The 14,625-nt window shown below is 72.4% G+C and carries 12 protein-coding genes; 6 read left to right on the forward strand and 6 right to left on the reverse strand.

Going from position 1 to position 14,625, the window contains the following annotated elements; translation table 11 throughout:
- Positions 1 to 6 precede the first annotated feature (6 nt).
- From ACQ860_RS00545 to ACQ860_RS00555, 3 genes are all read left to right on the forward strand, one after another.
- Positions 7 to 828 (forward strand): squalene/phytoene synthase family protein, encoded by an 822-nt coding sequence (locus tag ACQ860_RS00545; RefSeq protein WP_431301455.1) that lies wholly within the window; start codon positions 7 to 9, stop codon positions 826 to 828.
- 53 nt (positions 829 to 881) lie between these two features.
- Positions 882 to 1,880 (forward strand): UDP-glucose 4-epimerase GalE, encoded by a 999-nt coding sequence (gene galE, locus ACQ860_RS00550; RefSeq protein WP_431301456.1) that lies wholly within the window; start codon positions 882 to 884, stop codon positions 1,878 to 1,880.
- Positions 1,881 to 1,970: 90 nt separating this feature from the next.
- Positions 1,971 to 2,909 (forward strand): DUF808 domain-containing protein, encoded by a 939-nt coding sequence (locus ACQ860_RS00555; RefSeq protein ID WP_431301457.1) that lies wholly within the window; start codon positions 1,971 to 1,973, stop codon positions 2,907 to 2,909.
- Here ACQ860_RS00555 and aspS read toward each other — a convergent pair.
- Complete coding sequence (aspS, locus tag ACQ860_RS00560) at positions 2,893 to 4,677, reverse strand: aspartate--tRNA ligase (RefSeq protein WP_431301458.1); 1,785 nt, start codon at positions 4,675 to 4,677, stop codon at positions 2,893 to 2,895. The two genes, ACQ860_RS00555 and aspS, sit on opposite strands and share 17 nt — an antisense overlap.
- Positions 4,678 to 4,782: 105 nt before the next feature.
- On the opposite strand from aspS, the gene rnd reads away from it, so the two are divergent.
- A complete protein-coding gene (gene rnd, locus ACQ860_RS00565; protein WP_431301459.1) occupies positions 4,783 to 5,952 on the forward strand; it encodes a ribonuclease D in 1,170 nt (389 codons plus the stop codon).
- Between the two features lie 3 nt (positions 5,953 to 5,955).
- Here rnd and ACQ860_RS00570 read toward each other — a convergent pair whose 3' ends face one another.
- Together ACQ860_RS00570 and ACQ860_RS00575 are read right to left on the reverse strand one after the other, a co-directional pair.
- Complete coding sequence (locus tag ACQ860_RS00570) at positions 5,956 to 7,164, reverse strand: nuclear transport factor 2 family protein (protein ID WP_431301460.1); 1,209 nt, start codon at positions 7,162 to 7,164, stop codon at positions 5,956 to 5,958.
- 3 nt (positions 7,165 to 7,167) lie between these two features.
- The gene (locus ACQ860_RS00575) at positions 7,168 to 8,133 is read right to left on the reverse strand and encodes a tripartite tricarboxylate transporter substrate binding protein (RefSeq protein ID WP_431301461.1); all 966 of its coding nucleotides are present in this window, start codon (positions 8,131 to 8,133) and stop codon (positions 7,168 to 7,170) included.
- 113 nt (positions 8,134 to 8,246) lie between these two features.
- Here ACQ860_RS00575 and ACQ860_RS00580 point away from each other — a divergent pair, with 113 nt between their 5' ends.
- Positions 8,247 to 9,170, forward strand: coding sequence for a LysR family transcriptional regulator (locus ACQ860_RS00580; RefSeq protein WP_431301462.1), 924 nt, complete (start codon positions 8,247 to 8,249; stop codon positions 9,168 to 9,170).
- Here ACQ860_RS00580 and ACQ860_RS00585 read toward each other — a convergent pair.
- Positions 9,155 to 10,696, reverse strand: coding sequence for a hydantoinase B/oxoprolinase family protein (locus ACQ860_RS00585; protein ID WP_431301463.1), 1,542 nt, complete (start codon positions 10,694 to 10,696; stop codon positions 9,155 to 9,157). The genes ACQ860_RS00580 and ACQ860_RS00585 overlap by 16 nt on opposite strands.
- On the reverse strand, positions 10,693 to 12,798 hold the full coding sequence (locus tag ACQ860_RS00590) for a hydantoinase/oxoprolinase family protein (protein ID WP_431301464.1): 2,106 nt from the start codon (positions 12,796 to 12,798) through the stop codon (positions 10,693 to 10,695). Before ACQ860_RS00590 ends, ACQ860_RS00585 begins: the two co-directional genes overlap by 4 nt.
- Positions 12,799 to 13,243: 445 nt before the next feature.
- Here ACQ860_RS00590 and ACQ860_RS00595 point away from each other — a divergent pair, with 445 nt between their 5' ends.
- Positions 13,244 to 14,026: an IclR family transcriptional regulator gene (locus ACQ860_RS00595; protein ID WP_431301465.1), complete on the forward strand. Its 783-nt coding sequence runs from the start codon at positions 13,244 to 13,246 to the stop codon at positions 14,024 to 14,026.
- Here the strand turns inward: ACQ860_RS00595 and ACQ860_RS00600 are convergent.
- A complete protein-coding gene (locus ACQ860_RS00600) occupies positions 13,989 to 14,615 on the reverse strand; it encodes a uracil-DNA glycosylase family protein (protein WP_431301466.1) in 627 nt (208 codons plus the stop codon). The genes ACQ860_RS00595 and ACQ860_RS00600 overlap by 38 nt on opposite strands.
- Positions 14,616 to 14,625 lie beyond the last annotated feature (10 nt).

A 14,625-nucleotide genomic window follows, 5' to 3' on the forward strand; every position in this document is an offset into this window, starting at 1 on the left:
CGGCGGATGCTTGCGCGCGGGCGGCGTTGCGGCCATGGCTTCCCCGTGCCCGAACTCTCGCCGCCAGCGGCCATCGCCCGCCGCCACGACCCCGACCGCTTCCTCTGCGCCCTCTTCGCGCCGCCCGCGAAGCGCGAGGCGCTGTTCACCCTCATCGCCTTCAACCACGAGCTGGCCCGCGCGCGCGAGGTCGCCTCCAACCCCATCCTCGCGCTCATCCGCCTCACCTGGTGGCGCGAGGCGGTGGAGGAGGCGGCGGCCGGCAAGCCCGCCCGCCAGCACGAGGTGGCGGCACCCCTGCACGCCGGCATCCGGGCGGGCGAACTCGATGCCGAAAGCCTGGTCGCCATGGCCGAGGCGCGGGAGATGGAGGCGGAGGAGGAGGGCATCGCCAGCACATCCGCGCTGCACGCCTATCTGCGCGGCACGGCGGGCGGATTCGCGGTCGCCGCGGGCCGGCTGCTCGGCGCGCCGCCCGCGCTCCTGCCCGCCCTGCAGCAGGCGGGCCTGCTCTACGGCCTGGCCGGGCTGCTGCGCGCCGTCCCCGCGCTGGCCGCCCAGGGCCGCTGCCTGCTGCCCACCGACCTCATCGCGCCCGAGGCCGTGATCGAGGACCCGGCCCAGGCCGCCCCCGTCATCGCCCGCCTCGCCGCCGAGGCGCCGGCCGCACTCCCGCTCACGGGCCTGCCCCGCGAGGCCCGGGCCGCCGCCCTGCCGCTGGTGCTGGCACGGCGCGACCTCAGGCGCCTCGCCGCCGGCCGCCCGGTGGTGCGCGGCCTGATGGACCGCCTCGCCGTGCTGATCGCGGCGCAACGCGGCACGGCTTAACGAATTGATGCCATATTCCGGGAGCAAACCGGCCCGGTCAGATCGGAACACCCATGGCACGCTATCTCGTCTCCGGCGGCGCCGGCTATGTCGGCAGCCACCTCGTCCTCACCCTGCTCGATGCCGGGCATGAGGTGGTGGTGGTGGATGACCTCTCCACCGGCCATCGCAACGCCGTCCCGCCGGGCGCCACCTTCATCCAGGCCAACCTCTCCGAACGCCGCCGGCTGGACGACATCTTCGCCGCCTGGAAGTTCGACGCCGTCTTTCACCTCGCCGCCCTCTCGCTGGTGGGCGAGAGCATGCAGCAGCCGCTGCGCTATTGCCGCGAGAACCTGGCCAACAGCGTGAACCTCGCCGAGGCCGCGGTGAAGGGCGGCTGCCTGAAATACGTCCTCTCCTCCACCGCCGCCGTCTTCGGCGTGCCGAAATCCGTGCCCATCACGGAGGAGGCCGAGACGAGCCCCGTGAACCCCTACGGCCTCTCCAAGCTGATGATGGAGCAGGCGCTGGCCTGGGCCGAGAGCGCGCATGGCCTGCGCTCCGCCTCGCTGCGCTACTTCAACGCGGCGGGGGCCGACCCGCTGGGCCGCGCGGGCGAGGATCATGAGCCCGAGACGCACCTCATCCCGCGCGCCATCCTCGCCACCCTCGGTCGCCTGCCGCCGCTGCATGTCTTCGGCACGGATTACGACACGCCGGACGGCACGGCGGTGCGCGACTATGTCCATGTCATGGACCTCGCCGCCGCGCATATCGCGGTCCTGCCGCGGCTCGACCAGGGCTCGGTGCGCTACAACCTCGGCAATGGCGCGGGGCATTCCGTGCGCGAGGTGATGGCCGCCGTCGAGCGCGTCTCCGGCCGCAAGGTGCCCCATGAGAACGGCCCGCGCCGCGCGGGCGACCCGCCGGCGCTCGTCGCCTCCTCCGCGCTCATCCGCGCCGAGACGGGCTGGCAGCCAAAGCACGCCTCGCTGGACGAGATCGTGCGGACGGCCTGGAACTGGCACGCGGCGCACCCGGCAGGGTACGGGGCGCGGGAAGCGGCCTGAGACCCAGGGCTCCGCCCTGGACCCGCCGGGGGACTGGTCCCCCGGGCCCCCAGCACGGCAGCCAAGTCCCGGGCCGCGCGTTGCGCCCCCATGGCCACGGGACTGATCGCCTTGCTGGACGACGTCGCCGCCATCGCCAAGGTGGCCGCGGCGACACTCGATGATGTCGCGGGGCAGGCGGGGCGCGCCGGCGTGAAGGCGGCCGGCGTCGTGATCGACGACGCGGCCGTCACCCCCCGCTATGTCACGGGCTTCGCCGCCGAGCGCGAAATCCCCATCATCCGCCGCATCGCGTCCGGTTCGCTGCGCAACAAGCTGCTCATCCTGTTGCCCGCGGCCCTGGCCCTCAGCCTGCTGGCGCCCTGGGCCATCACGCCGCTGCTCATGCTGGGTGGCGCCTTCCTCTGCTACGAGGGCGCGGAGAAGCTGTTCGAGAAGCTGGCCGGCCACGCGCCGCCGCCCGAGACCGGCGCGACAGGCGACCCGAAGGCGCTGGAGGACGCCAAGGTCCAGGGCGCCATCCGCACCGACTTCATCCTCTCCGCCGAGATCATGGCCATCGCGCTCGCCACCATCCCGGAGGCGGGGTTCTGGTCGCAGGCGCTGATCCTCGCTGTGGTCGGCACCGGGATCACGGCGCTGGTCTATGGCGCCGTCGCGCTCATCGTGAAGGCGGATGACCTGGGGCTGCGCCTCGCCACGCGCCCCGGCTGGCTGCGGCGGCAGATCGGCTGCGCCCTGGTCCGCGGCATGCCGCCCTTCCTCGCGGCGCTGGCCGCGGTGGGGATGGCGGCCATGCTCTGGGTCGGCGGCGGCATCCTGCTGCACGGGATGGAGGGCTTCGGCCTCACCGCGCTGCCCCATGCGCTGGACGCGCTGGCCAATGCCGCACCACCCTGGCCCGGCGCGCGATGGCTGGCCCATGCCGCGCTCGCGGGCCTCATCGGCACGCTCATCGGCGCGCTGCTCATCCCGCTCGTGCGTTTCGTGATCCGGCCCGTGAGCCGGGTGTTCAGCCCGGCTTCTTAGGCTGCGGCATCTGCACCCGGATGTGCAGCTCCTTCAGCCGCGCCTCTTCCACCGTGGAGGGCGAGCCCATCATCAGCTCCTCGCCCTGCTGGTTCATCGGGAAGAGGTTCACCTCGCGCAGGTTCGGCTCCTCGGCCAGCAGCATGACGATGCGGTCGATGCCCGCCGCCATGCCGCCGTGCGGCGGCGCGCCGTAGCGGAAGGCGTTCAGCATGCCGCCGAAGCGCTCTTCCACGGCCTCGGGCGGATAGCCCGCGATGCCGAAGGCCTTCACCATGATCTCCGCCTTGTGGTTGCGGATGGCACCCGAGGCCATCTCATAGCCGTTGCAGACCACGTCATACTGATAGGCCGGGATGGTGAGCGGGTCCTGGGTTTCCAGCGCCTGCATCTCGCCCTGCGGCATCGAGAAGGGGTTGTGGCTGAAATCCACCTGGTTGGTTTCTTCGTTCAGCTCATAGAAGGGGAAGTCGGTGATCCAGCAGAAGCGGAAGCCGGTCTTCTCCGTGATCCCCAGTTCGTTGCCGAGGCGCAGGCGCGTCTGGCCGGCGAATTTCGCGGCATCGGCCTCCTTGCCGGCCGCGAAGAAGACGGCGTCGCCGGGGTTCAGCCCGCAGGCGACGCGGATCGCCTCGGCGCGCTCGGCTTCCAGGTTCTTGGCGATCGGGCCCTTGGGGCCTTCCGCGTCGAAGGTGATGTAGCCGAGGCCGCCCGCGCCCTCGGCCCGCGCCCATTCGTTCAGCTTGTCGAAGAAGCTGCGCGGATTGCCGCCGGCACCCGGGGCCGGGATCGCACGCACCACGCCGCCGCCCGCCGCGATCTTGGCGAAGAGCCCGAAGCCCGAACCCTTGAACTGCTCGGTCACGTCGCGGATCACGAGCGGGTTGCGCAGGTCCGGCTTGTCCGAGCCATAGTCCAGCATCGCCTTCGCGTAGGGGATGCGGATCCAGGGGCCGGCATCCACATGACGGCCGTCTGCGAAGCGCTCGAAGGTGCCGCGGATGACGGGCTCCATCGTCGTGAACACGTCCTCCTGCGTGACGAAGCTCATCTCGACGTCGAGCTGGTAGAACATCAGCGTGCGGTCGGCGCGGCCCGCCTCGTCGCGGAAGCAGGGGGCGATCTGGAAGTAGCGGTCGAAGCCCGCCACCATCGTCAGCTGCTTGTATTGCTGCGGCGCCTGCGGCAGCGCGTAGAACTTGCCGGGATGCAGGCGGGCCGGCACCAGGAAGTCGCGCGCGCCCTCGGGGCTGCTCACGGTCAGGATCGGCGTCTGGAATTCGTTGAACCCCACGGCGATCATCCGCTCGCGGATGTCCTGGATGATCTCAGCGCGCAGGATCATGTTCTTCTGCAGCCGCTCGCGCCGCAAATCCAGGAAGCGGTAGCGCAGGCGCTGCTCCTCCGGCGCCGGGCTGTCATCGGCCACCTGGAAGGGCAGCACATCGGCGGTGGACTGGACGGTCAGCTCGCGCACGCGCAGCTCGATGGCACCCGTGGGCAGCTTGTCATTCACCGTGCCCGCCTCGCGCGCCACCACATCGCCGGTGACGGTGATGACGCTCTCCGCGCGCAGCCCCTCGGCCGCGGCAAACACCGCCGAGCCGCTCGGGATCACGCATTGCGTGAGGCCATAATGGTCGCGCAGATCGATGAAGAGCAGCCCGCCATGGTCGCGCTTGCGGTGCACCCAGCCCGAGAGGCGGGCCGTCTGCCCGGCGTGTTCGGCGCGAAGCGCGCCGCAGGTATGGGTGCGATAGGCGTGCATGTGATCCTGCAATGAGCAATTTCCAGCGCCGGTAAGGGCCTTCGCGTGGCCTCCCTGTCAAGCCATGCCCTTGCATGGCGGCCCTTCCGGCTGCAAACCGGGTCCATGCCGGAAACCTCGCCCCGCCTGATCACCCAAGCCGCCGAACTGGCCGAGCTCTGCGAACGACTCCGCCAGGAGCCCTTCGTGACGGTGGACACCGAGTTTATGCGCGAGCGCACCTATTGGCCCGAGCTCTGCGTGGTGCAGCTGGCCGGCGCCGATGAGGTGGCCGTGGTGGATGCCGAGGCGCCGGGCATGGACCTGGCCCCGCTGGGCGACCTCCTGGCCGACCCGGCCGTGGTGAAGGTCTTCCACGCCGCCCGCCAGGATGTGGAGATTTTCCTCCTCAAGTTCGGCGCCGTGCCCGCGCCCATGTTCGACACGCAGATCGCCGCCATGGTGGCCGGATTCGGCGACCAGGCGAGCTATGACAGCCTGGTCCGGGCACTCGCCGGCGCCTCGATCGACAAGGCGCACCGCTTCTCCGACTGGTCGGCCCGCCCGCTTTCCAAGGCGCAGATCGAATATGCGGCGGGCGATGTGACGCATCTGCGCCAGGTCTATCTCCGCCTGCGTGAGAAGCTGCTGGCCGAAGGCCGGCTCGACTGGGTGGCGCAGGAGATGGACGCGCTGCTCCAGCCCTCCACCTACATCACCGAACCCAGCGAGGCGTGGGAGCGGCTGAAGCCCAAGACGAACAACCGCCGCTTCCTCGGCGTGCTGCGCGCCGCCGCCGCCTGGCGCGAGACGGAGGCGCAGCGCATCAACATCCCGCGCGGGCGCCTGGTGAAGGACGAGACGCTGCTGGAAGTGGCGGCGACCGCACCCACCACGGCCGACCAGCTGGCCCGCGCGCGCGGCATTTCCGAGGGCTTCGCCCGTGGCAAATCCGGCGCCTCGTTGCTCGCCGCCATCGCCGAGGCCAAGGCCCTGCCGGAGGAGGATTTGCCGCAGCCGCTGGAGGCGCGGCGTGGGGCCGGGGCCTCGCCCGCGCTGGTGGCGCTGCTGAAAGTGTTGCTGGCGGCGAGTGCCGAGGCGCATCACGTGGCCCCCAAGCTGCTGGCCGACAGCGAGGATCTGGAGCGGCTGGCCAGCGAATCGGAGCCCGACATCCGCGCGCTGCAAGGCTGGCGGCGCGAGGTGTTCGGCGAGGATGCGCTGGCCTTGAAGACGGGCCAGCTGGCCCTGGGTGTCGCCGGGCGGCGCGTGCGGCTGATCCGCACGGAGGGGTAGCGCCTATCCCCGCTGCTTGCGGTAGCTGTCCTTCCGCGCGATCCGCCCGTCGCGCAGCTCGAACAGGTCCACGCCGCGCACCTCGGTCCTCTTCCCCGAGGCATCGGTCCCCCGGAAGGTCCATTCGCTGAACCCGCGCTCGCCCGAGACGGCGTGCCGCGCCTCCTCCCAACGCGCATCCGGCCAATGGCTCCAGGCCCAGCCGAGGCTCTCGGCCAGCGCCGCGCGGCCCGCATGGCGCGTGCCGCAGGCCTCCGGCCCGCTCGCCGTCTCGAAGACGCCATCCTCCGTCATCAGGCCGAGCAGCGCGTCCAGGTCGTGCCGGTTATAGGCGTCCGCGAAGCGCTCCAGCAGCGCGAGGTCGGCGGCGGAGGCGCAGCGCTGCACGAAGCCCAGCATGGCGCGCGCCACCGTACCGCCGGGCCTGGCCGGCGCATCGCCCGGATACCAATGGTCCCAGCCCGGCACCGTGACATGCGCCACGTCCACGCCGCGCGCCGCGAAGGCGGCGAGCGTGGGTTCCACGCCGTCCCGGATATAGCCGATGTCCCGCTCCGCGCTGATCATCATGAGCGGCGGCGCGCCGGGCGCCACATGCGCCGCCACATCCCAGACCGGCATGGCGCCCGAGAGCGCCAGCACTCCCGCGCAGGGCACGCGCCGCGCATAGGCGGCATAGAGCGCGCAGCGCGCCCCGGCCGACCAGCCGCCGATCACCATCCGCGCCGGGTCGAAGCCATCCTCCGCCGCGCGTCCGCGGATATGCAGGACGGCGGCGGTCATGTCGGCGATGGCGGCCTCCATCGTGTCCGCCATGTCGCGCGCCGCCATGGGCGGCAGGCCCATGATCTCCCGCACCTGCGCGATGCGGCCGAGCGGCACCTCCTCCGGCCGGCCCAGCACGCGGTCTTCCGGCGGCACCGGGTCCTGCGGCGCCAGGCGATACTGCACCGAATAGGCGGCGAAGCCTTGCAGCGCGAAGTGGCGGCAATACTCGGCCATGGCGGTATTGGTGCCGGTGTCGCCCGCGCCGGGGAAGGCGTCATCCTCCTTGGCTCCGCGATGGAAGGCGCCGCCGAAGGCCAGCACCACGGCGCCGATGGGCTGCGCCTCCGGCAGATAGGCGTCATAGGCCAGCGTCACCTCGCCGGTGCCGCCGCCGCGATGGCCGATGCGCGCCGTGGCATAGGGAATGTCGCGGATGATCTTCATGGCTCACTCCACCTCGATGCGGGCCGAGCGCGCGACGCGCCCCCAGGCCTCCACATCGGCATTGAAACGGGCATTCCAGGCGGCGAGGTCGAGCGGCGGCTCGATGGGGATGGAACCACCGGCGATGATCGCATCCCGCACGCGCGGCAGGGCGAGCGCCTTGACGAAGGCCGCGTTCAGCCGCGTGAGGATGTCGGGCGGCGTGCGCGCGGGCGCGAAGGCGCCATGCCAGCCCACCGCCTCGAAGGGCACGCCCGCTTCCGCCAGCGTCGGCAGGCCGGGCAGGGCGCTGGAGCGCCGCGTGCCGGTGATGGCGAGCGCCCGCAGCCGCCCGGAGGTGACATGCGGCGTCATCGAGACGGCGTCCAGCAACGCCACGTCGATCGCGCCCGAGAGGATATCCGGCATGGCCTGCGCGCCGCCGCGATAGGGCACATGCGTCATGGCGCGCCCCGCCTCCTGCCCGATGCGCTCGCCCACCAGATGCGGCGGGGTCGCGATGCCGAAGCTCGCATAGCTGACATCGCTGCCCCGCGCGCGGATCAGCGCGAGCAGGTCGGCCACGCTGCGCAGCGGGCTCTCCGGCCGCACCACGATGAGCAGCGGCACGACGGCGAGCAGCGCCACGCCGGTCAAATCCCGCTGCGGCGAGAAGCTGAGGTTGCGGATCACCGAGGGCGCGATGGCCAGCGCGCCCGCCGTCAGCAGCAGCGTGTGCCCATCCGGCGTGGCGCGCGCCACGGCCTCCGAGCCGATCAGCCCGCCCGCGCCCACGCGGTTGTCCACCAGCACGGGCTGGCCCAGCTCCTCGCGCAGCGGCTCGGCCAGGATGCGCGCCACGATGTCGCTGCCGCCGCCGGCCGGGTAGGGGACGAGCAGGCGGATGGGCTGGCTCGGCCAGCGCTGCGCGAGCGCGGGCGTCGCGGCGAGGGCCGCGCCGGCGGCGAGAAGATGGCGGCGGGTGGTCATGCGGCCTCCGGAGGGGTTGATCCCGCGCATCCTGCCGCCTGGAACACCCCCCTGGCCAATGCCCCGCCCGGCGGTGGATCATGCAGATCCGGCATGGATCAGAGGGGGAGCCGATGCTCGAATTCCGCGATCTGCAGCGCATCGAGGCCATCGTCGCGGCGGGCGGCTTCACCCGCGCCGCGCGCGCGCTGGGCATGACGCAGCCGGCGCTCACCCGCAGCATCGCCGCCATCGAGGCGCGGCTGCGCGGCCCGCTCTTCCGCCGCGGGCGGCGCGGCGCCGAGCCCACGCCGCTCTGCCGCACCATCCTGGCGGCGGCGCCCGAGATCCTCTCACGCATGCAGGCGCTGAATGACCGGCTCGGCCAGATGCGCGGCGGCTCGGGCGAGGAGGTCTCCATCGTCTCCGGCCCATTCCCCTTCGACATGGTCTGCCTGCCCGCCGCCCTGGCGCTGGCGCGCTCCCAGCCGCGCATCCGGCTGCGCCTGGAAGTCCAGCCCTGGCCCTCGGCGCTGGCGCAGCTCCGCCAGCGGCATGCCGAGATCGCCGTCATCACCGCGAACGAGGCGCCCGACCTCGCCGAATTCGTGGTGGAGCCGCTGCCCGCCTGGCCGCTGCATCTGATCGTCCGCGCCGGCCACCCGCTGCTGGCGTCCAGGCGCGTGACGCTCGCGGCGGCCCTCGCCCATCCGCTCGTCACCACCGCGCATCTCTCGACCATGCTGCACACGGCGCTGGCCGATGCGCGCGGCTCCGCGCGCCGTTCGGACGTGGCCTTCCCCGCGCTGCTGATCGAATCCCTTCCGGGCTGGCTGCGCGCCGTGCGTGGCAGCGATGCCGTGGCGCTGGCGCCGCTGCCCGCCATCGCCGAGGAACTGGCGCGCGGCGAGGTGGTGGCCCTGCCGCTCCGCGCCCCCTGGCTGACGACGAGCCCGGCCATGATCCGCCTCGCCTCGCAGCCGCTGACGGCCGCCGTCGAGGCCGTGCAGGCCGAACTCCGCGCGGCGGCCGCGCGCGCGGCTCAGGCTTCCCCGTAGCCCCCGCCGCCCGGCGTGCGGACGATGACGCGCGTGCCCCGGTTCAGCACCTGCTGCGTGCGCGTGTTCACCGGCTTGCCATCGATCAGCACCTCGCCCCGCGCGCCGGGCGCGCCGCCGAACAGGCCGGGCGCCGGATACTTGATGCGCTCGGTGACGAAGACCGCCGCCATGCCATCCGTCTCGCACTCGATCTCGGTCTCATGCCCCATCCCGCCCGCGTGGCGGCCAGCGCCGCCCGAGCCGGCGCGCTGCACCTTGCGGTGGATCATCACGGGCGCCGTGCGTTCCGCGACCTCGACGGGTGTGGCCGAGATGTTGGACGGCCAGGAGATGGAATCGCAGCCATCCTGCGCCGCCCCCGCACCCGTGCCGCCATTGAAGAAGAGCGTGCCCGCATAGGGCTGCCCCGCCTGGTCGCGCCCCGCGAGGCTCATCATCCAGAGCGGGCTGCCCGGGGCCGCGCGCACCTTGTCCGGGATCGCCTCGGCCAGGGCCTGGAACATCAGCACCGGCACGTAATGCCCGGTCGCCGCGCGCCCGCCCACCGGCGCGGGCTCGCGCGGGTTCAGGATGCAGCCCTCGGGCACGGAGATGCGGATCGGGCGGAAGATGCCCTCATTGCTCGGCAGCTCGGGCAGCAGCATCGCCTTCAGCACGAACCAGGTCATGGCGCGCGTATAGGTGAAGGGGCAGTTCACCGAGCGCGGCTGCTGCGGGCTGCTGCCGGCGTAGTCGGCCAGCAGCGCGCCATCCTTCAGCGTCACCCGGACCTGCAGGTGGAAGGGCTGGTCCATGCCGTCCGTCTCGAAACCCGCGCTCCAGCTGCCCTCCGGCAGGGCGCGCAGCCGCTCGGTCATCGCGGCTTCCGAGCGGTCGAAGATCTCGGTCGCCACCGCCGTCAGATCGGGCAGGCCGTGATCCTCCAGCGCCTGCACCACCCGGTCACCGATCAGGGTCACGGCCGAGGCCTGGGCCCAGATGTCGCCCTCGGTCTGGTCGGGCGTGCGGATATTGGTGCGCAGCAGCTTGATCAGCGTCGCATCCGGCACGCCGTCGCGCAGCAGCCGCATGGGCGGGATGTGGAAGCCCTCCTCGAAGAGCTCCCGCGCCTCGGTGCTGCGCAGCCGCCCGCCGATGTCCGGCACATGGCTCGTCGTCGCGCCATAGGCCACGATGCGCCCGCCATGGAAGATCGGCCGCACCAGGCACACGTCGTTCAGATGCCCCGTGCCGATCCAGGGATTGTTGGTGACGTAGATGTCCCCCGGCCGCATCTCGCTCTCGGGGATGGCCTCGCGGATCGCGCGCACCGTATTGGGCAGCGTGCCGATGAAGCTCGGGATCGAGCCCGTGTTCTGCGCGAGCGAGCGCGCCTCGCTGTCCGTCAGCACGCAGGCGAAGTCATTCGCCTCGTTGGACAGCGTGGAGAAGGAGGTGCGGACGATGGCCTTGGCCGCCTCGTCCACCGCCGAGATCAGCCGCGTCCAGACCAGTTCCAGCTTGACCGGATCGAGCTTGCTCATGCGTCCAGCTCCACCAGGATATTGCCGTTCTCCAGCACGCTGAAGCGCCCCTTCTCGCCGACGACGAGGGTGGAGCCGCTCTCCTCCACCAGGGCGGGCCCGCGCGCCGAGAAGCCGGGCATCAGCCCGGGCCGCGAATAGATGTCGGCCATGGCGCTGGCCCCGCCCGAGAGGATCAGGCGCTGATGCGCCTGGGCCGGCCCCTCCCAGCCGCGCCGGGCGGGCGGCAGGGCGAGCGGATGCGCGGCGCCGCGCAGCACGATGCGCGCATGCACGAGGTCGATCGGCACGGCGGGCGGCGGGCGGCGGAAGCGCTCCTGATAGGCGGCGGTGAAGGCCTCCGTGATCATGGCATGCAGCGCCGCGTCCTCCCGCGGCCAGGGGGCGGGCGGCAGGGTCACGGGCATGTGCGCGCCCTGGCCCACGCAGCGCGCATCCACCACGCGCTCGGCCGGCGGCGCCGCCTCGGCCCAGCCGCCGCGCGCCAGCACGGCGCGCGCCTCGGCCTCCAGGCTCGCGAAGGCGCTCTCCAGCTCGGCCGCCTTCCAGGCGAGCAGGCGGCGGCCGAGTGTCGCGACACGGTCCACCCGCGGCGGCGCGGTGAGCAGCCCGAGCGCCGAGGCCACGCCCGCCTCCGGCGGCACGATGACGCGCCGGATGCCGAGCTTGCGCGCCAGGTGGTAGCCATGCACGGGCCCGCCGCCGCCGGTGCAGACCAGCGTGAAGCCCGAGGCATCGCGCCCGCGCTCGGCCATGTGGGTGCGCGCGGCACTCGCCATCGCCTCCGTCACCACGTCATGGATGCCCCAGGCCGCCGCCTCGGGCGTGATGCCGAGCGCGCCGGCAAGCCGCGCCATGGCCGCCTGCGCCGCGCGGCGATCGAGCGGCAGCCGCCCGCCCGCGAAGCGCGAGGGGTCGAGATAGCCCAGCAGCAGGTTCGCGTCCGTGACCGTGACCTCGGTGCCGCCGCGCCCATAGCAGGCGGGCCCGGGCTCGGAGCCCGCGCTGTCGGGGCCCACCTTCAGCAGGCCGATCGCATCGCGCCGGGCGATGCTGCCGCCGCCCGCGCCGATCTCCATCAGGTCCACGGTCGAGATGCGGATGGGCAGGCCGCTGCCCTCGATGAAGCGCGCCTGGCGCGCCGCCTCGAAGCCGAAGACCACCTCCGGCTCGCCATGCTCGACGACGCTGAGCTTGGCGGTGGTGCCGCCCATGTCGAAGGCGAGGATGCGCGGCTCCTGCCCGCCCGCCAGATAGGCGGCGGCGAGCGCGCCGGCGGCGGGGCCGGATTCCAGCAGCTGCACGGGCGCGCGCACCGCCTCCTCCACATGCGTCATGCCGCCATTGGAGAGGGTCAGCAGCAGGGGGGCGGCGATGCCGAGGGCGCCCAGCTCCACGCCCAGCCGCGCGAGGTAGCGTTGAGCCATGGGCGCCACATAGGCATTGGCGCTGGCGGTGCAGCCGCGCTCATACTCGCGCACCTCGCGCACGATGGCATGCGACGCGGTGACGGCGAGGCCCGGATGCCGCGCCGCGATCCGCGCCGCCGCCGCCTGCTCATGGGCCGGGTGCAGGTCGCTGTGCAGGAAGAGGATGGCGATCGCCTCCGCACCCGCCGCCACCGCGCGGTCCGCCGCCGCATCCAGCGCCGCGAGGTCGAGCGGCGTGACCACCGTGCCATCCGCCTTCACGCGCTCTGGCACCTCCAGGCGGAGTTCGTCGGGCATGAGCGGCGCGGGCGGGCGCAGCATCAGGTCGAACAGCTCATAGCGGCGCTCACGGCCGATCTTCAGGATGTCGCGGAAGCCCTCCGTGGTGATCAGCGCGGTCAGCGCGCCCTTCCGCTCGATCAGCGCATTGGTGAAGAGCGTCGTCGCATGCACGACGCGGGTGATCTCGCCGGGCTCCACGCTCGCCTCGCCCAGCAGGCGGCGCGTTCCCTCCAGGATGCCCTGCACCGGATCGGCATGGGTGGTGAGGATCTTGAGGCTGCCCGAGCGGCGCAGCGCGGGGTCATGGAGGACCAGGTCGGTGAAGGTGCCACCGATATCAATGCCGAGGGAAATGCCAGGGGGGGAAATGCCGGGGGCGGGGGCAGTCACGTGGGGCGGGTTCCGTCAGGCTCGGAGAAGGGAGGGTAGGGCCGTTCTTCAGGGCGGACCACCGTTCCAGGCGAGGGGAGCGTATGGCCGCGCAGTTGTTTCGGCCAGGGCATGTTCAGCGAGGAGGTTCTTCGCCGGCGCCCCGGGCCGGGTTCATCCTTGCAAATTTGTCCGTATGTGTCAGCAGGAGATCACGGTCGCCCCGCCAGGGCGGCCGGGCCGCGGCAATCGCCCGCGCAAGGCCGGGTCTGGCGGGGCGTGGTCGCAAATGGCGAGGCATTCGGCACAATTCTCGTCAAAAAACGAAACAGTGGTCCGCATGGTGGAATGTTGCCATGCGCCTGTCAATTCGTACGCCAAGGGCATCACTCGCCATGGAAACTGGTGCGGATGACATGGTGGCCTCGATTGACCTCCGGCGAAAAAAACCATGCAATGCGAGGTAATGGACCCGACCAGCGCACCGCCCAGCCCGCCCAAGCGCCGACAGAGCGGCATCGTCGCCGTGGAGCGCAGCCTTTCCATCCTCGACGCCTTCCTGGGCGCCACCAGCACCCGGGGCCTGTCGGAGCTCGCGCGCGCCACGCGCCTCGCCAAGCCCACCGTCCTGCGCAACCTCGTCTCGCTCGAGCGCGGCGGCTACATCGTGCGGCTCGCCGATGGCCGCTATCAGCTCGGCGCCCGGCTGCTGCAGCTGGGCGAGGCCTATCGCGCCCAGTTCCGGCTGGAAGACCATGTGATGCCCGTCCTGCGGGAGCTTTCCGCCGCCACCGGCGAGACCGCGACCTTCCAGGTGCGCGAGCAGGAGCATCGCCTCACCCTGTTTCGCGTCGAGAGCCCGCAGGTGGTGCGCGCCGCCCAGGTGTTGCCGAACATGAAGCCGCTGGACGGCACCTCGATCAGCCAGGCGCTGCTGCGCAGCGACGCGGCGGCCGAGACGGCGCGGCGGCGGCAGTCGGTCTTCTTCTCCGCCGGGCTGCAGAACCCGCAGACCGCCTCCTTCGCCACCGCCATCTGGGGCCCGCCCGGCGTGCTGCGCGGTGCGCTCAGCGTCAGCGGCCCCATCGTCCGTGTCTCCCGCACCGACCTGCCGGCGCTGGCCGCGCGGCTCGCCGCCGCGGCGCGCGGCCTCTCCGCCCGGCTCGGTGCGCCCTTCCCGGAGGAGGTGCAGCCGCCGGAGCTCATCCTCCTCAAGCCGTCCGAAGCGCCTCCGCCACCCGCGCCTTGAGCCGGGGCAGCACCTCGGCCGTGAACCAGGGGTTGCGCCGCATCCAGCCGGTGCTGCGCCAGGAGGGGTGGGGCAGGGGGAAGAAGCCCGGCCCGTATTCGGCGTGGTTCCGCACGATCTCGGTGACGCTCAGCCGCTTCGCCCCGGGCAGATAGCGCTTCTGCGCGTAGCTGCCGACCAGCAGCGTGAGCCGGCGCGCGCGCAGCAGAGCCAGCACGCGCTCATGCCAGAGCGGCGCGCATTCCGGGCGCGGCGGCAGATCCCCGCTCGCCCCCGTGCCGGGATAGCAGAAGCCCATGGGCATGATGGCGATGCGCGCCGTGTCGTAGAAGAGCTCGGGCGGCAGCCCCATCCAGTCGCGCAGGCGGATGCCGCTCGCATCGTTCCAGGGCGTGCCCGTCGCATGCACGCGCGTGCCCGGCGCCTGGCCGATCACCAGGATGGGCGCGTTGGCACCCAGCCGCACCACCGGCCGGCAGCCGGCCGGGAGATGCGCCGCGCAGGCCCGGCAGGCCCCGATCTCCGCGACGAGTTGTTCCAGCGCCGGCGCATGATCCGGCGAGGCGTTATCGCCGAGACGGTGAATCATCCGCCCCCTG

This window comes from Sediminicoccus sp. BL-A-41-H5, from assembly GCF_050632405.1.
GTDB lineage: Bacteria > Pseudomonadota > Alphaproteobacteria > Acetobacterales > Acetobacteraceae > Roseococcus.